A 17,467-nucleotide genomic window follows, 5' to 3' on the forward strand; every position below is an offset into this window, starting at 1 on the left:
CGATGGTACTGCAGGGGGGACCCTGTGGGAGAGTAGGACGCCGCCGAACTAAATTTAAGGGGAACCCCCGCACCTTCTGGTGCGGGGGTTTTCTGCGTTCCAGGGGAATTACCCCCTACCCCCTACAGACGACCCGTCGCCTTCAACGACAAATAGGCGTCGGCCAGAGCAGGGGCCAGATCGTCAGGGGTCGCGTCCACGACCGTGACGCCATGGCGGGTGAGCTGCTCCGCCGTGCGTTGGCGCTCCGCCTGAGCCTGCGCGCCTGCCGCGGCGTCGTACACCGCTTCCGTTGTCCCCCGAGACTTCGCCATCCGCGTGATGTGCGGATCGGCGACCGAGGCAACCAGCACCGTGTGGCGCTGAGTGAGTCGGGAGAGTACCGGCAGCAGACCCTCCTCGATGGGGGCCGCTTCGAGGCTCGTGAGAAGGACGATCAAAGAGCTTCGGGGGGCGGCGCGCAGCGCGGTCGCCGTGAGACCACGGGCGTCCGTCTCGACCAGCTCGGGTTCGAGCACGGCCAGGGCGCTCACGAGGGACGGCAGTACATCGCCGGCGGCCTTTCCCTGGACCAGGGCGCGGACCCGGCGGTCGTAGGCGAGGAGATCCACGCGGTCGCCCGCGCGGGAGGCCAGAGCGGCCAGGAGGAGTGCGGCGTCCATCGACGCATCCAGGCGCGGGGCGTCACCCACGCGGCCCGCGGACGTGCGGCCTGTGTCGAGGACCAGCAGGATGTGGCGGTCCCGCTCGGGGCGCCAGGTGCGGACGGCCACCGAGGACTGCCGGGCCGTGGCGCGCCAGTCGATGGAGCGGGTGTCGTCACCGGGGACGTATTCGCGGAGGCTGTCGAACTCCGTGCCCTGACCGCGGATCAGCACACTGGTGCGACCGTCGAGTTCGCGCAGGCGGGCCAGCTTGGACGGCAGGTGCTTGCGGCTGGCGAACGGCGGCAGGACGCGGAGCGTCCATGGCACGCGATGGCTGCCCTGGCGGGAGAAGAGGCCCAACGGGCCCTTCGAGCGGATCGTGACGCGGTCGGCATGATGATCGCCGCGGCGGGTCGGGCGCAGCCGGGTCGTGATGCGGCGGCGCTCGCCGGACGGGACGTCCAGGGGATTCCTGGACGCGGTGACCTCGGTGCCCGGCTGCCAGCTGCTGGGCGGCCAGGCGTCGCGGACTTCAGCGCGCAGACGGCGGTTGGTGGGGTTGGTGACGGTCAGCTGGACGTCCGCGAACTCGCCGAGACGCACCGAAGAGTCGCCGGAGCGGGTCAGGCCGAGGCGGCGCACGGGGGCGGCCAAGGCGAAGTCGCAGGCGCAGGCCAGGGCCAAGGGGGCGTTGACAGCGAGGATGCCGGTCCAGCTGGGCTCCACGATGCCCACGGGGAGGGAACCCAGCGCCGCCAGGAGGGCGGTGCGGCCGGTCAGGGGCATCAGCGGGGCACCGGGACGTGGGCGAGGATCGCGTTGATGACGGAGTCGGCGGTCACGCCCTCCATCTCGGCCTCGGGACGCAACTGGACGCGGTGGCGCAAGGCCGGCAGGGCTAGGGCCTTCACATCGTCCGGGATGACATAGTCGCGGCCCGTCAGCCAGGCCCACGCGCGCGCTGTGGACAGCAGAGCCGTGGCGCCGCGCGGGGAGACGCCAAGGGTGAGGGACGGCGATTCGCGGGTGGCGCGGCAGATGTCGACTACGTAGGCGGTGATTTCGGGGGAGACGGCTGTCTTCGCGACGGCTGCGCGGGCCGCTTCCAGGTCGTCGGGGCCCGCCACGGGGCGTACGCCGGCGGCGCGCAGGTCGCGTGGGTTGAAGCCTTCCGCGTGGCGCGTGAGGACGGCGATCTCGTCCTGGCGGGTGGGCAGGGGAACCGTCAACTTCAAGAGGAAACGGTCCAGCTGGGCCTCGGGAAGGGGGTACGTGCCCTCGTACTCGACCGGGTTCTGGGTGGCGGCGACGAGGAACGGCTCGGGGAGGGGGCGCGGGGTGCCGTCGACCGTGACCTGGCGCTCCTCCATCGCCTCCAGGAGGGACGACTGGGTCTTGGGCGGGGTGCGGTTGATCTCGTCGGCGAGGAGGAGATTGGTGAAGACCGGGCCCGGCTGGAAGGAGAACTCGGTGGTGCGGGCGTCGTAGACGAGGGAGCCCGTGACGTCGCTGGGCATCAGGTCGGGGGTGAACTGGACGCGCTTGGTGTCGAGTTCGAGGGAGGCCGCGAGGGCGCGTACGAGGAGGGTCTTCGCGACGCCCGGGACGCCTTCGAGCAGGACGTGGCCGCGGCACAGCAGGGCCACGACGAGGCCGGTGACGGCGGGGTCCTGGCCGACCACGGCCTTGGAGATCTCCGTGCGCAGGGACTCCAGGGAGGAGCGGGCGCCGCCGGAGCTCGCGGCGTTGTCAGTGGTCGGGTCCATCATGAAGTACGTACCTCACTTTCGAGGGCGTCGAGTTGGTCGGCGAGGGCGATGAGCCCTGCGTCGTCGCCGGGGGGCGGGCCGAAGAGGAGGGGGAGCAGGTCCTGGCCGGGCGTGCGGAGACGGCTGGTCAGGGCGGGCAGGAGCGCTTCGGGCGTGTGGGCCCGGGCGGTGGGGACGCCGACGAGGGGGGCGAGTCGGGTGCGGGTGGCCGAGCGGAGGGCCGCGGCGGCGCGGTCGCGGGCGTCGGCCTTGCGGTAGAGGCGGGCGCGGCCCTCGGCGGTCTCCGAGGCGCGGATCGCGACGGGGAGCTTCTCGGGGACCAGGGGGCCGAGGCGGCGGCCGCGCCACAGGGCCGCGAGGACGGCGGCGAGGGTGAGCTGCAGCGTGCCCCAGAGCCAGCCGGAGGGGATCAGGTCGAAGAAGCTGTCGTCGGCTGTCTCGTCGACGGCGTCGTCGGAGAGCGAGGGGAGGTACCAGACCAAGTGGGGGCGCGAACCGAGCAGTTGCAGGGCGAGCGAGGCGTTGCCGTGCTTGTCGAGGCGGTCGTTGTGGAGGATGTCGGGGGCGCCGAGGACGACCGTGTCGCCGCGCGCCGGGGACTTCTCCGGGGTGTTCCGCGCGGAGCCTTCCGGCGCCTCCTGTGGGGTGTCCTCCGGGTTGTCGCCGGTCTCCGGAGCGCCGTCCTTCGCGGTCGTCGTGGGGAGAACGAGGAGGCTGGGCAGGCCGTCGGAGACGTAGCAGGCCTCGGCGCCGGGGGCGAGCGAGTCGTAGCGGATGCCGCCCACGTCCGCGGGGCCGGCGCGGCGGGCCGTGGGCAGGTCGCAGCCCGGGGACAGCGTCGAGTCGTCGCTGGGGGTGGCGTCCGCGGCGACCCCGGGGGCGAGCTTCGCCACCGAAGGGCTGCCGGGGGCGACCAGGACGGTGCGGCCGCCGGAGCCCTCCGTGGCGTCGTGCAGCCGGGACTGCTGACGGTCGGTGAGCAGGTCCGGGTTGGCCACCAGGAGGGTGGTGTCGGGGCCCGCGGCAGCCTGTGCCTCGGCGGTGGTGGTGACGACGCGCGTGGACACGCCCCGGTCGGCGAGGAGTTCGGCGACGGCGCGGCTGCCGTAGGGGTCGGCGGAGCGCGGGTCGAGGTTGCCGTGCTCGGCGCCGGAGCGGACGGCCGCGATGGCGACGGCGGTCGCCAGGAGGACGACGGCGGCGAGGACGATGCCGCGGGTGCGGGTCCAGAGCTGACGGGGTGTGGCGGCCATCGACGTCGGCGGGGTGGAGGGGGTGCCGTCGGCAGGGGGCGGCGGTCCGTCGGCGGCCGGTCCGCCGGTGGTCGCCGCGGGGGCGTCGGTGAGCGTGGTGAGGGCGCTCGTGGGTGCGCCGGGAGTTCCGGGTGTCCCCGGGGTGCCGGTGGAGGGCGCGGGCGGGGTGTGGTGCGTGGGGGGTGTCGGCCGGGGCGGGGTGTCGGGGGAGTCCGTCATCGGATCGCTCCCCAGGAGGTGCTGTCGGACGGGGCGTGGGACGCGGTGGCCAGGAGCGGCTTGCTGCGCTCCAGGTCGCGGTCCAGGTCGGCGAGCCGGTGGTACGCCGCTTCCGTGGCCGTGCGGCCTCCGTATGCCACGTCGTCGAAGTCCCGGGCCGCCGCGTGCAGGCGGTCCTCGTGGTCGGGCAGGGGCCGTGCGGCCTCCGCGGCGGCCTCGTCGGCGGTGCGGCCGGGGCGGGGGTCGAGGAGGGCGCGTTCCTCCAGGGAGCGCACGATCGCCCGCATCCGCTCCTGGAGGGCCTGGCTCCAGTGGCCCTGGGCCGCGTGCGCCTCGGCGTCCGCGCGGTGCTCGGCGGCGCTGCGGGGGCGGTCGTCGAAGAGCGCGGCGGACGTGGCGGGGGCGCGGCGGGGGGTGCCGAGCCGCCACCACAGGGCCGCGGCGACCGCCACCACCGCGAGCACGATGACCACGAGCCCGATCACACCGCCCGGCGCCGCGCCGGACGCCGCGCTGAACAGGTCGTCGACCCAGCCCCAGAAGCGGTTCAGGGCGCGCTGGAAGAAGCCCGGGTCGTTCTCGTGGTACATCGACTTGGACAGTTCGCGCTCGGCCGCCTCCCGCGCGGGGCGGCCCGGGATGGTCAGCGGAGGGCCGTCGTCGCCGCCGGGCAGCCTGACGCCCGTGCCGACGCCGGGTGGGGGCACGGCCGCGGGCGCGCCGGTTCCGGGCGGCACCAAGGCCGCCCGGAAGCCGGTGCGCGGCCGCACGGAGGCCGCGCCGAAGAAGGCGTGCGGCAGCCGTGCGGCCGCGCCGAGCACGTCGAGTACCGCCCCCGCCGGCGTCACCGCATCAGCTCCCCGGGGTGCCGGGGGCGTCGTCGGGGCCGTGGCCCGGCACACCGGCGGCGCGGGCGAGCTCGAGGTCGAGGGCCTCGCGGCGGATCCGCTGGTCGATGTAGAGGAGCACGGAGACCCCGGCGGTGATCGGGAACGTCAGCATGGAGCCGATCACCTGCCCGATGCCGCTGACGATCAGGAAGGTCCAGCCGACGTCACTCGTGCTGCTGTCCAGGATGCTGGACACGCCGTCGCCGCTGACCGCGCCCGCGATGAGGGTGAACGGGATGCCGATGATCGACACGACGACGTTCGTGATGACCATGGCCAGCAGGTTGATGCCGAAGACCCGCCACCAGGAGAGGCGCACCAGCTTGGCGGACCGGCGGAGCGCCTGCTTCACTCCCTGCTTCTCCAGCATCAGCGCCGGAGAGGCGAGCGAGAAGCGGACCATCAGCCAGACGGCGACGACACCGGCCGCGAGCCCGCCGAGGAAGATGAGGGCGATGCCGCCGTCGCCCCCTCCGGCGAGCGTGACCAGGAGCCCAGGGACCGTTCCGGCAGCGACCACGGCCAGGCCGATGAGCGGCAGGAGCAGCGTCAGGCCGAGCAGCTTCCACAGCTGCGGCCGGGCGTCGTGCCAGGCCTCGGCCGTGGTGACCGACTTGCCGAGGACGGCGCGGCTCGTGACCATCGTCAACAGCGCCGTGGCGACGATCGTGCCGAGCAGCATGATGACGATGACGACGCCGAATTCGAGGAGCGTGTCACGGAGGGCGCGCACCACCTCTCCGGAGGTCGCGCTCGAGTCCTCAAGGGCCTCGAGGTTCTGGCTGTCGTTGAGGACCAGGCCCTGAAGGAGGACGAGGCAGAGCTCCGAGACGACGGCGACGGTCAGCGAGATGCCGAGGACCGTCCGCCAGTACGTACGCATCGTGGAGACCGCGCCGTCCAGGATCTCGCCGACGGCCAGCGGGCGCAGCGGGATGACGCCGGGCTTCGCGGCGGCCGGCGGGCCCTGCCAGGCGCCCCAGCCGCGGTAGGGGCCGCCGGGACCCGTGGGGCCACCGCTGCCCCAGCCGGGCCCTCCGGAGCCGCCCGTGCCGCCCGGGGCGCCGGGACCTCCGCCCCAGCCCTGGCCGGGAGGCGCGGGCGGCGGGGGGCCCTGGTCGGGTGCCGGGGGGCTGGGCGCGGACCACTGGGCGGGCGGCGGCTGCTCCTTGGACCACTTCGAGCCCGGGCCGGGCCGGTCCTCGGGCTCGCCGGACCCCTTCTTGTCGGGGTCGTGGCCGTCGGAGGGGGCAGATCCGGGCGAGGCCCAGCCCGGAGTGTCGTTCATCGTCGCTCCTTCACAGTGCCCGTCCGCGGGCGCGGCGGCGGGTTGGCAGCCATCGTGCCACGGGGTGGTTGCCCCGGGGTCGGGCGCGGTGGTGCGGAGGGCGGGTGCCGTGGCCGGATGGGCTGCACACCTTCTATTGTCCGGCCGGTAGCGGGCAGACTGGGCGGATGGCTGATCAGTACGCGCAATCCGGCGAGGCCGTGCCGGCGTCCGAAAGCCCTGAGATCCCCGAGACCCCCGGAATCCCCGCGATTCCCGCTATCCGCTGGGACGAGCCTCCGGAGGGGCCCGTCGTCGTCCTCCTCGACCAGACCCGGCTGCCGGGTGAGGAGAGCGAGCTGGTGTGCACGGACCCACCCGCCCTCGTGCAGGCCATCCGGACGCTCGCCGTGCGCGGGGCGCCGCTGCTCGGCATCACGGGTGCGTACGGCGTCGCGCTGGCCGCGGCCCGCGGCTTCGACGTGGACGAGGCCGCGGACGCCCTCGCGGGTGCGCGGCCCACCGCGGTCAACCTGGCGTACGGCGCGCGCAGGGCCCAGGCGGCGTACCGCGAGGCCCTGGCCGGTGGCGCGGACGAGCGGCGCGCGGCGCGGGCGGTCCTCGCCGCGGCGCGGGCGGTGCACGCGGAGGACGCCGAGGCCAGCGGGCGGATGGCGGTGCACGGCCTGGCGCTGCTCGACGAGCTGATGCCCGGCGGCGGCCACCGCGTCCTCACGCACTGCAACACCGGGGCGCTCGTCTCCGGCGGCGAGGGCACGGCCTTCGCGGTGGCGCTCGCCGCGCACCGCGAGGGGCGGCTGCGCAGGCTGTGGGTCGACGAGACCCGGCCGCTGCTCCAGGGCGCCCGGCTGACGGCGTACGAGGCGGCGCGCAACGGCATGCCGTACACCCTCCTGACCGACAACGCCGCGGGTTCGCTGTTCGCGGCCGGTGAGGTGGACGCCGTGCTCATCGGCGCCGACCGGATCGCGGCCGACGGTTCGGTGGCCAACAAGGTGGGGAGCTATCCGCTCGCGGTCCTCGCCCGCTACCACCACGTGCCGTTCATCGTGGTGGCGCCGGTGACGACCGTGGACCCGGAGACACCGGACGGGGCCGCCATCGAGGTGGAACAACGAGCCGGCCATGAGGTGACGGAGGTCACAGCGCCCTTCGTGTCGATGGCCGGATCCGAGGCGGGAGGGGGGATCTCGGTGGCACCACTGGGGACACAGGCGTACAACCCGGCATTCGACGTCACCCCGCCCGAGTTGGTGACAGCCGTCGTCACGGAGGAAGGTGTCGTCTCACCCGTGACAGCGGAGGGCCTCGCCGAGCTGTGTGCCAGGTCACGCCAGGTAACGATTAGCTAATGGGATGATGTCAGGCATGAAGGGACGAGTCCTTGTCGTCGACGACGACACCGCACTGGCCGAGATGCTCGGGATTGTGCTGCGTGGTGAAGGTTTTGAGCCGTCGTTCGTAGCTGATGGCGACAAGGCGCTGGCCGCTTTCCGGGAGGCCAAGCCCGATCTGGTGCTCCTCGACCTGATGCTGCCCGGACGGGACGGCATCGAGGTGTGCCGCCTGATCAGGGCGGAGTCCGGGGTGCCCATCGTCATGCTCACGGCCAAGAGCGACACCGTGGACGTGGTGGTTGGTCTGGAGTCGGGGGCCGATGACTACATCGTCAAGCCGTTCAAGCCCAAGGAGCTGGTGGCTCGCATCCGTGCGCGCCTTCGCCGTTCCGAGGAGCCCGCGCCGGAGCAGCTGGCCATCGGTGACCTGGTCATCGACGTGGCCGGACACTCCGTGAAGCGGGACGGGCAGTCGATCGCGCTGACGCCGCTGGAGTTCGACCTGCTGGTCGCGCTCGCGCGCAAGCCGTGGCAGGTGTTCACACGCGAGGTGCTCCTGGAGCAGGTCTGGGGCTACCGGCACGCGGCCGACACCCGGCTGGTGAATGTGCATGTGCAGCGGCTGCGCTCCAAGGTCGAGCGCGACCCGGAGCGCCCGGAGATCGTCGTGACCGTCCGTGGCGTCGGTTACAAGGCCGGACCGAGCTGACATGTCCCGCGACAGTTCCTCTCCGGCGCCCGGCGAACCGGGAGCGCGGCCGGGGCGGACTGTGCGGCCGCCGAGCCCGCCGCGGCGCGGTCCGCGGTTCGGGGCGCTGGTCGACAGCGGTCTGATGCTGCAGGGCGGGGTGCAGGGCAGCAGCCCGCTGCTGCGGCTCTTCACGCGCTGGGTGCGCCGTCCGCTGCTGCCGATGATGCGGCTGTGGCGGCGCAACATCCAGCTGAAAGTCGTCGTCACGACGCTCCTGATGTCGCTCGGCGTGGTGCTGCTGCTCGGCTTCGTCGTCATGAGCTCGGTCAGCAACGGCCTGCTCAAGGCCAAGGTGAACGCGGCCCAGAGCCAGGCCGACGGCGGCTTCCGGGCCGCCCAGGAGCAGGCCAACACCGCCCACCAGCCCACTGGCCAGGGCGGCGACGCCGCGGACGGTCCCACCGCGCAGAACGCCGCCGTGTGGCTGTCCGAGCTGGCCGAGCAGCTCGCCAGCGGCGGTCAGAACGCCTTCTACGTAGTCACGCTCAGCTCCAGCGCGAGCGACAGCGGCAGCGTGCGCGGGCCCAGGGCCTCCGGCGGCGTGGACCCGATCCAGAGCGTGCCCGTGGACCTGCGCGACCGGGTCGACGGCGGCTCCCTCGCGTACCAGAGCAATACGCGCATCGACTTCATCGACCACCGCGAGTCCCAGCCAGGCCTGGTCATCGGCAAGCAGCTGAGCGACCTGAACGGCGACTCGTACCAGCTCTACTACCTCTTCCCGCTGACGCAGGAAGAGGAGTCGATGAACCTGGTGCGCGGCACGCTCGCCACGGCCGGTCTCTTCGTGGTGGTGCTCCTCGGGGCCATCGCCTGGCTGGTGGTGCGCCAGGTCGTCACGCCCGTGCGGATGGCGGCCGGGATCGCCGAGCGGCTGTCCGCGGGGCGCCTTCAGGAACGCATGAAGGTCACCGGGGAGGACGACATCGCGCGCCTCGGTGAGGCCTTCAACAAGATGGCGTCGAACCTCCAGCTGAAGATCCAGCAACTGGAGGAGCTGTCGCGGATGCAGCGGCGGTTCGTCTCCGACGTGTCGCACGAGCTGCGTACGCCGCTGACGACCGTGCGGATGGCCGCCGACGTCATCCATGAGGCGCGCGTCGACTTCGACCCGGTGACGGCCCGCTCCGCGGAGCTCCTCGCCGACCAGCTCGACCGCTTCGAGTCGCTGCTCGCCGACCTCCTCGAGATCAGCCGGTTCGACGCGGGCGCGGCGGCCCTGGAGGCCGAGCCGATAGACCTGCGCGAGGTCGTACGCCGTGTCGTCGGCGGCGCGGAGCCGCTGGCGGAGCGCAAGGGCACCCACATACGGGTCGTCGGCGACCAGCAGCCCGTCGTCGCTGAGGCGGACGCGCGGCGGGTGGAGCGGGTCCTGCGGAACCTCGTCGTCAACGCCGTGGAGCACGGCGACGGCAAGGACGTGGTGGTCCGTCTCGCGGCCGCAGGAGGCGCGGTCGCCGTGGCGGTGCGGGACTACGGAGTCGGGCTCAAGCCCGGCGAGGCCACGCGCGTCTTCAGCCGCTTCTGGCGGGCCGACCCGGCACGCGCGCGTACCACCGGTGGTACGGGCCTCGGGCTCTCCATCGCCCTGGAGGACGCTCGGCTGCACGGTGGGTGGCTGCAGGCGTGGGGCGAGCCGGGCGGCGGATCGCAGTTCCGGCTCACGCTGCCGCGCACGGCCGACGAGCCGCTGCGGGGCTCGCCGATACCCCTGGAGCCCGACGACTCCCGGCGCCACCGCGGCCTGGGCGGCGCCGGACTGCCCCTCGCGGGCGGTACGAAGCGGGCCACGGTGCCCCACCAGGCGCCCCCGGACCGGGTGCCGCCGCCCGTGCCCGCGAAGGCGCCGATCGCACCGCGCCTCGCCCGCGCGGCCGCCCTGGACGTGGATCCGACGGCACTGCCGGGCAGCGGGGCGCGGGTCGTACCGCGGCAGGCCTGGGAGGAGTCGGGGGCGGAGCGGGCTCCAGGAGAGGGCAGCGAGTCCGGCGCGGACGTCGAAAACGGCTCCTACGGAGAGGCTGATTCGCCTACGGGTGCTGTGGCGGCTGCGGAGGCCGTCGAGTCGATGAGGGCCGACGCGGACGCGGACAGTGCCGCCCCCCTCAGCACGGACGCAGCCGCAGACAGTGACACCCCCAACAGCACGGACGCTTCGGCGGACAGTGACGTCCGCACCGGAGCGGACGCCGGCGCGGGCAGGGAAGAGGAGGCCTCGCGTGGGCGCTGAGGGTCAACTGTGGGGGCGCGCGCGCCCGCTGCGCGCCGGTGTGGTGCTCGCCGCGTGCGGCGTGCTGATCGCCGGATGCGCCTCCATGCCCGACGAGGGCAACATGAAGAAGGTCGAGGCCTCCCAGCGGCCCGACTCGCAGTCCCAGGTGCGGGTGTACGCCATGCCGCCGCCCGAGGACGCGGGTGCCGTCGACATCGTCCAGGGCTTCCTGGAGGCGCTGACCAGCGACGACCCGGACTTCGCCATCGCACGGAAGTACCTGACGAAGAAGGCGTCGCAGAACTGGCACCCGGAGCGCTCCACCACGGTGCTCGCCGACGGCCCGAACACGGTCGCGGACAACGTGGGCAACAACAACGAGGGCGAGCGTACGTACTCGCTGACCGGCCGCAGGCTCGCCACCGTCAACGAGCAGCGCGCGTACCAGCCCGACGCCAGGCCGTACAAGCAGTCCGTGCACCTCACCCAGCAGAGCAGTCCGAACGGCCCGGTGTGGCGCATCGACGTCCCGCCGTCAGGCGTCGTGCTCGGCGAGTCCGACTTCGAGCGGAACTACCAGGCCGTCAACAAGTACTACTTCGCGCTGCCCCCGGGGAACGTGAAGACCCGTGACAGGCCCGGCGGCCAGCAGGGGCTCGTTGCCGACCCCATCTACGTACGCCAGCGCATCGACCCGCTGACCGAGACGGTGAAGGCGCTGCTCGACGGCCCCACCAACTGGCTCGGGCCGGTGGTGCGTTCGGCGGTCCCGATAGGCGCGCGGCTCGCGTCCGGCACCAAGTCGCTGACGCCCGACGACAAGAACAAGCTGGTCGTGCCGCTGAACGCGCGTGCCGACACGCTCGGGCACGACCAGTGCACGCAGGTGGCCGCCCAGCTGCTGTTCACGCTCCAGGACCTGACGGCCTCCGGGGTGGAACAGGTGGAGCTGCAGCGCAAGAACGGCTCGCAGCTGTGCGTCCTCAGCAAGGACCGCGCCGAGACCGTCGCGCCGCACCGCACGGCGGACCTCCCGGCGTACCAGTACTTCATCGACGAGAAGAAGCGGCTCGTGCGGATGCCCGGCAACGCGGGCAGCAACGCCGCGCCCGAGCCGGTGACCGGGCCGTTCGGTGACGAGTCGCAGCCGCTGCGCTCGGCGGCGGTGTCGCGCGACGAGGAGCACGCCGCCGGCGTGTCCACCGACGGGCGGCGGCTGTACACCACGTCGGTGGTGTCCAAGTCCACGCTCGGCGGCCCGGAGCTGCGCTCCCGCGCCAAGTCGGAGAAGGACGGCCTCTCGACGCCCAGTTGGGACGGGCGGGGCAACCTGTGGGTGGCCGACCGGGACCCGAAGCGGCCGCGGCTGCTGTGGCTCTCGGAAGGCACCGGCGAGCCGGTCCAGGTCCAGGTCCCCGACCTCAACGGGCGCATCGAGGCGGTGCGGGTCGCGGCCGACGGGGTGCGGGTCGCGCTCCTGGTGACCAAGAACGGCGAGACCAAGCTCCAGATCGGCCGCGTCCAGTGGGAGGACGGCAAGGGCGGACAGCTCAACATCTCCGTGGTCGAACTGCTGGAGGCGGCACCGCAGATGGAGGAGGTCACCGCCATGTCCTGGGCGGGCGTCAGCCGCCTCGTGGTGGTGGGCCGCGAGTCCGGCGGCGTGCAGCAGATGCGGTACGTCCAGTGCGACGGGTCCGCGCGCACGGGGGCGACGCTGCCCGGTCTGACCGGCGCGAAGGAGATCGCCGCGTCGGAGGACGAGCGGCAGCCGCTGGTGGCGCACTCGGACGACGGGATCGTCCGGCTGCCGTCCGGAGCGCAGTGGCAGACGGTGGTCAAGGAGGGGACGGCGCCGATCTATCCCGGGTGAGCCGGTCCGCCAACAGCGCTTCGGCGCAGCTCAATCGGGGTGCGCCGAGTTATCCACAGGCGGTTGTCCACAGGGGTGGCCGGGCGGCGTGCGGGTTGGCACAGTGGGGACATGCGGGGGTGGTGGCAGGACCTCACGGATCTGGTCCTTCCGGCTGACTGCGCGGGCTGCGGGAGGCCGCGTGTGGCGCTGTGCGCCGGTTGCCGGGCCGCTCTGTGCGGGGCGGCGCCGCGCAGGGTGCGTCCGGATCCGGAGCCGCGCGGCCTTCCTGTCGTGCACGCGGCCGCGGTGTACGGGGAGGCGGTGCGGGCGGTGCTGCTCGCGCACAAGGAACGGGGTGCGCTGCCGCTGGCCGGGGCGCTCGGCGAGGCGCTCGCGGGGGCGGTGCGGTCGGCGCTGCGGGCCGGGGTGGCGGACGGGGCCGTGGCCGCCGGGGAGGTGGACGGGGCCGTGGCCGGGGTGCTGGACGGGGCCGTGGACGGGGCGGATCCCGTGGCCGGCCCGGGTCAAGCTCCCGGCGGGCCCGTGCTGTTGGTGCCGGTGCCGTCCGCGCGGCGGTCCGTGCGGGCGCGGGGGCACGACCCGGTGCGGCGGATCGCGTTGGCGGCGGCGGGGGAGCTGCGGCGCGCCGGGATGCCGGTGAGCGTGCTGTCCGTGCTGCGGCAGCGGCGCGCGGTCGCGGACCAGGCGGGGCTCAACTCCCGTCAGCGGCAGGTGAACCTGTCGGGTGCGCTGGAGGTGGCGGCCGGTGCGGGGCCGCTGCTGCGGGGCGCGGGGCGGATCGTCGTCGTGGACGACCTCATGACGACGGGTGCCTCGCTTGCCGAGGCGGCGCGGGCGTTGGGATGCGTATGTGGCGTACACGGGGTAGGCGACAGGGCAGGGGGAGCAGGGGACACGAGGGCGAGGGGGATCGGTGGGACCGGCAGGACCGGACGGAGGGCACAGGTGACGGCGGAGCGCCAGGGCGGGAACCGGCCAAGCTGGGACGGCCGGGACCGTGTCGGGGAAGTGGCCGGCAAAGGGGGTCCTGCCAGCGGAATGCCTTGTTTAAACATCATCCGGGCCGCAGTTGTCGCCACTTCCGCGACTTCTTTCGAAATAAACCGGAACTGACCGAGAACTTTCATCGTTGCAGGTAGTGAGAGGGCCTATCCACCCGAATGGAGGTACGTGTCAGTAGAGGGTGACGACATCCGTCCGGGCGAGATATGTTCGGTTGTGAGGAACGGCGGACTGCGCCCCTCGCATATCGGAATGCCGGTCTCCAGGGTTCCCCGCAATCACCCGGGGCCGGTGGGTGGAGATCTTGTCCACGGGGGAGGAGGAGGTGGAAGTCACCGAGTCCGAGGCTCCGGGAGTTTCCGGGGCCTGGTGCAAAAGGGAGAAGCTCCGCCGAAGCAGCGGAGCGATCCGGGAACGGAGTTCTGCGTGGACATCGTCGTCAAGGGCCGCAAGACCGAGGTGCCCGAGCGGTTCCGCAAGCACGTGGCCGAGAAGCTGAAGCTGGACAAGATCCAGAAGCTCGACGGCAAGGTGATCAGCCTCGACGTCGAGGTGTCCAAGGAAACCAACCCGCGTCAGGCCGACCGTTCCGACCGCGTGGAGATCACCGTCCGCGGGCGCGGACCCGTGATCCGCGCGGAGGCCTCGGCAGCAGATCCGTACGCGGCGCTCGACCTGGCCACCGCCAAGCTCGACGCACGACTGCGCAAGCAGCACGAAAAGCGCCACAACAGGCGCGGCAACGGCAGGCTCACCGCCGCCGAAGTGGCCGCCCGGGTCCCGGACGCGGCGCATCTCAACGGAGACGGCAGCCTGGTCCGCGACGAAGAGCCCGAGGGCGTGCCCACCAAGAGGATCGGCTCCCTGGAGATCCAGGGCGAAGGCCCCCTCGTGGTCCGCGAGAAGACGCACGTCGCCGCACCCATGTCCCTCGACCAGGCGCTCTACGAGATGGAACTGGTCGGACACGACTTCTATCTGTACGTCGACTCCGAGACCAAGGAACCCAGCGTCGTCTACCGACGGCACGCCTACGACTACGGCGTCATCCGCCTCAACACCGACCCCATGGTCACGCACCCGCAGCCGGCCGGCGGGAGCGGTGTCCTCGGCGGCTGACGGCCCCTTCGAGGAGCGCGTGATCGGTGCCCCTGGAGCGCGTGTGCGCCCCCAGGGGCACCCCCGTGCGACCACTGCGCGCACGACCGGGGTGCCGAGCATGGAATCATGGGCCCGACGGCCCAACCCGCTTGACTCTGCCCAGGGTTGGTGCAGCCAAGGCAAGAGACGGGCCCTGGCCTTCAGGGGGAGGAACGATGGCGGACAGCTTCGGACCGATGCGGAGCGAGGATGCCGGTGACGGCATCGGCATCGGCACGGACGCGGGCGCCCCGCGCAAGGAGCCGATCAGGGTCCTGGTCGTGGACGACCACGCGCTCTTCCGTCGAGGCCTGGAGATCGTCCTCGCCGCCGAGGAGGACATCCAGGTGGTCGGGGAGGCCGGCGACGGCGCCGAGGCGGTGGACAAGGCCGCTGACCTGCTGCCCGACATCGTGCTCATGGACGTACGGATGCCGAAACGCGGCGGCATCGAGGCGTGCACCTCCATCAAGGAGGTGGCGCCCAGCGCCAAGATCATCATGCTGACGATCAGCGACGAGGAAGCGGACCTCTACGACGCCATCAAGGCGGGCGCGACGGGCTATCTCCTCAAGGAGATCTCCACCGACGAGGTCGCCACGGCGATCCGCGCGGTGGCCGACGGGCAGTCGCAGATCAGCCCGTCCATGGCCTCGAAGCTGCTCACGGAGTTCAAGTCCATGATCCAGCGGACGGACGAGCGGCGGCTCGTGCCCGCGCCCCGGCTCACCGACCGGGAGCTGGAAGTCCTCAAGCTCGTCGCCACGGGGATGAACAACCGCGACATCGCCAAGGAGCTGTTCATCTCCGAGAACACCGTGAAGAACCACGTGCGCAACATCCTGGAGAAGCTGCAGCTGCACTCCAGGATGGAGGCCGTGGTCTACGCGATGCGGGAGAAGATCCTCGAGATCCGCTGAGTCGTCGGCCGAGATCGGCTGACTGGTCTTCGGCCGAGGTCAGCTGACCGCGCGGACCAGGTCCGCGGTCAGTTCCGGGCGGTCGACGCGCTCGATCCGTACGGAGTCACAGTCCACCCAGCGCGCCGCCTCCAGGAGCGCCTGCGCCACCCCGGGCACCGCCTTCGGCCCGTCCAGGGACACCTGCTTGGCCACCAGTGTCGAGGCCTCGCGCGCGGGGTCCACCCGGCCGACCAGACGGCCGCCCGCGAGGACCGGCATCGCGAAGTAGCCGTACACCCGCTTCGGCTTGGGGACGTAGGCCTCCAGGCGGTGGGTGAAGCCGAAGATCCGCTCCGTGCGCGCACGCTCCCAGATCAGGGAGTCGAACGGCGACAGGAGCGTCGTGCGGTGGCGCCCGCGCGGGGGTGTGGCCAGCGCCTCCGGGTCCGCCCAGGCGGGCTTGTCCCAGCCCTCGACGGTCACCGGGACCAGGCCCGAGTCCGCCACCACCGCGTCGAACTCCTCGCCCTTCAGGCGGTGGTAGTCGGCGATGTCCGCGCGCGTACCGACGCCGAGGGAGCGGCCCGCGAGCGCGACCAGGCGGCGCACGCACTCCCTGTCGTCCAGGTCGTCGTGCAGCAACTCGTCCGGGATCGCGCGCTCCGCGAGGTCGTACACCCGCTTCCAGGAGCGGCGCTCCGTGCACACCACCTCGCCGTACATCAGCGCGCGCTCCACGGCGATCTTGGAGTCGGACCAGTCCCACCACTCGCCCTTGTTCTTCGCGCCGCCCAACTCCGTCGCCGTCAGCGGGCCTTCGGCGCGGAGCTGCTTGATGACCTGGTCGTACGCGCCGTCCGGGAGGTCGTGGTGCCAGTGCGGGCGGGAGCGGTAGGCGCGGCGGCGGAAGGCGAAGTGGGGCCACTCCTCGATGGGGAGGATGCAGGCCGCGTGTGACCAGTACTCGAAGGCGTGCGGTGGCGTCGGGCCCGGCGTGGGTGTCCAGTACGCCGACTCGACGTTCTTGCGGCCCACCGCGCCCAGGCGGGCGTACGGGATGAGCTCGTGGGAGCGGGCCAGGACCGAGATCGTGTCCAGCTGGACCGCGCCCAGGTGACGGAGCACGCCTCGGATGCCCGACCTGCGGTCGGGGGCGCCGAGGAAGCCCTGGGCTCGTAGGGCGATGCGGCGGGCCTCGTCGGCGGAGAGGGTCAGCTCGGGGCTCGGCATGCTCGTCGTCATGGTCGGAACGATAGGGGGAGGGTCTGACAGTGGGGGTGGATGTCCTTCGCGGGGCGCCCCAGTCCCGCCCCTTCCCGAAACCGGGGCGCTGCGCCCCCTGGGCCCCAGCCTCTCGCCGACGTCCCGTGCGGGTGGGACAGCTCCCGCCGATCGGCCTGCGGCCTCGTCCTCAAACGCCGGACGGGCTGGATATATGCCGGGGCGGGCTGGATGGTGCGGGTGAGGCGGGGTGAGTGGGGCGGCTGGTGCGGGTCAGTGTCGGTCGGTGTTTCGCGGCTTGCCCTCAGGGCGTCGGCGGCGGGGCCGGGAGGTACGGCTGGAGGGACGGGAGGCCGATGTCCGAGGGGAGTAGGGCGGCCACCCAGCAGTCGCGGAGGGTGCCCTTGTTGAGGAGGGCCGCGCGGAGGGTGCCCTCGACGGTGAAGCCCGCCTTCTCGGCCACCGCGCGGGAGCCGCGGTTGCCGACCTCCGCGCGCCATTCCAGGCGGGTGCAGCCCAGGCGGTCGAACGCCCAGTGGGCCACGGCCTGCACGATCTCGGTCATGTAGCCCTGGCCCCGGTGCTCGCCGGCGGTCCAGAAGCCGATCTCCCAGGCGCCCGAGCGCGGGTGGTGCAGGCTCGTCGCGGCGAGGAGGGGGCCGCCGCCGCGCGGGCGCACCGCCCAGGTGTACTCCAGGTCGTACCGCCAGCCGTCCGGGACCATGCGGCCGACGAAGCCCTCGGCGTCCACGCGCGCGTAGGGCGACGGGATCGTCGTCCAGCGCTGGATCTCGGGATCCTGGCAGGCCGCGTACACCTCGTCGATGTCGTCCGGCGTGAAGGTGCGCAGCAGCAGGCGCTCGGTGGTCAGCGTGACGGGCTCCATCGGCTGATTCTGCTCGTGGCGGAGCGGAGGACGCCAGCGGTTTGTGGGGGAGGGGGGTCGGTGAGGGAGGATTC

At 72.7% G+C, this 17,467-nt stretch carries 14 protein-coding genes; 7 read left to right on the forward strand and 7 right to left on the reverse strand.

Going from position 1 to position 17,467, the window contains the following annotated elements; translation table 11 throughout:
• Positions 1-122 precede the first annotated feature (122 nt).
• From OO63_RS36195 to OO63_RS36215, 5 genes are all read right to left on the reverse strand, one after another.
• Positions 123-1,433, reverse strand: a complete 1,311-nt coding sequence (locus tag OO63_RS36195) for a DUF58 domain-containing protein (RefSeq protein WP_030363323.1) — start codon at positions 1,431-1,433, stop codon at positions 123-125.
• Positions 1,433-2,413: an AAA family ATPase gene (locus OO63_RS36200; RefSeq protein ID WP_380860589.1), complete on the reverse strand. Its 981-nt coding sequence runs from the start codon at positions 2,411-2,413 to the stop codon at positions 1,433-1,435. Before OO63_RS36200 ends, OO63_RS36195 begins: the two co-directional genes overlap by 1 nt.
• Positions 2,413-3,669: a DUF4350 domain-containing protein gene (locus tag OO63_RS36205; protein ID WP_030363325.1), complete on the reverse strand. Its 1,257-nt coding sequence runs from the start codon at positions 3,667-3,669 to the stop codon at positions 2,413-2,415. Before OO63_RS36205 ends, OO63_RS36200 begins: the two co-directional genes overlap by 1 nt.
• Before the next feature lie 215 nt (positions 3,670-3,884).
• Positions 3,885-4,595 (reverse strand): DUF4129 domain-containing protein, encoded by a 711-nt coding sequence (locus OO63_RS36210; protein ID WP_033264798.1) that lies wholly within the window; start codon positions 4,593-4,595, stop codon positions 3,885-3,887.
• Positions 4,596-4,740: 145 nt separating this feature from the next.
• Positions 4,741-6,066: a DUF7847 domain-containing protein gene (locus OO63_RS36215; protein ID WP_030363327.1), complete on the reverse strand. Its 1,326-nt coding sequence runs from the start codon at positions 6,064-6,066 to the stop codon at positions 4,741-4,743.
• Positions 6,067-6,233: 167 nt separating this feature from the next.
• Here OO63_RS36215 and mtnA point away from each other — a divergent pair, with 167 nt between their 5' ends.
• From mtnA to OO63_RS36250, 7 genes are all read left to right on the forward strand, one after another.
• On the forward strand, positions 6,234-7,418 hold the full coding sequence (gene mtnA / locus OO63_RS36220; protein ID WP_030363328.1) for an S-methyl-5-thioribose-1-phosphate isomerase: 1,185 nt from the start codon (positions 6,234-6,236) through the stop codon (positions 7,416-7,418).
• A gap of 4 nt (positions 7,419-7,422) precedes the next feature.
• On the forward strand, positions 7,423-8,112 hold the full coding sequence (gene mtrA, locus OO63_RS36225) for a two-component system response regulator MtrA (RefSeq protein WP_189176211.1): 690 nt from the start codon (positions 7,423-7,425) through the stop codon (positions 8,110-8,112).
• A gap of 1 nt (position 8,113) precedes the next feature.
• On the forward strand, positions 8,114-10,384 hold the full coding sequence (gene mtrB / locus OO63_RS36230; RefSeq protein ID WP_078619584.1) for an MtrAB system histidine kinase MtrB: 2,271 nt from the start codon (positions 8,114-8,116) through the stop codon (positions 10,382-10,384).
• Positions 10,374-12,239, forward strand: coding sequence for an LpqB family beta-propeller domain-containing protein (locus OO63_RS36235; RefSeq protein WP_030363330.1), 1,866 nt, complete (start codon positions 10,374-10,376; stop codon positions 12,237-12,239). Before mtrB ends, OO63_RS36235 begins: the two co-directional genes overlap by 11 nt.
• Positions 12,240-12,350: 111 nt before the next feature.
• Positions 12,351-13,355 carry a ComF family protein gene (locus OO63_RS36240; protein WP_030363331.1) on the forward strand — a complete coding sequence of 335 codons (1,005 nt, stop codon included), beginning with the start codon at positions 12,351-12,353 and terminating at the stop codon, positions 13,353-13,355.
• 315 nt (positions 13,356-13,670) lie between these two features.
• Complete coding sequence (gene hpf, locus OO63_RS36245) at positions 13,671-14,363, forward strand: ribosome hibernation-promoting factor, HPF/YfiA family (RefSeq protein WP_030363332.1); 693 nt, start codon at positions 13,671-13,673, stop codon at positions 14,361-14,363.
• Between the two features lie 197 nt (positions 14,364-14,560).
• Positions 14,561-15,304 (forward strand): response regulator, encoded by a 744-nt coding sequence (locus OO63_RS36250; protein ID WP_016645733.1) that lies wholly within the window; start codon positions 14,561-14,563, stop codon positions 15,302-15,304.
• A 39-nt stretch (positions 15,305-15,343) separates the two neighbouring features.
• On the opposite strand, the gene OO63_RS36255 is transcribed toward OO63_RS36250, so the two are convergent.
• A complete protein-coding gene (locus OO63_RS36255; protein ID WP_030363333.1) occupies positions 15,344-16,528 on the reverse strand; it encodes a winged helix-turn-helix domain-containing protein in 1,185 nt (394 codons plus the stop codon).
• A 283-nt stretch (positions 16,529-16,811) separates the two neighbouring features.
• Positions 16,812-17,393, reverse strand: coding sequence for a GNAT family N-acetyltransferase (locus OO63_RS36260; protein WP_030363334.1), 582 nt, complete (start codon positions 17,391-17,393; stop codon positions 16,812-16,814).
• Positions 17,394-17,467 lie beyond the last annotated feature (74 nt).

Origin of the sequence: Streptomyces alboflavus (assembly GCF_000716675.1) — a bacterium.
GTDB classification, from domain to species: domain Bacteria; phylum Actinomycetota; class Actinomycetes; order Streptomycetales; family Streptomycetaceae; genus Streptomyces; species Streptomyces alboflavus.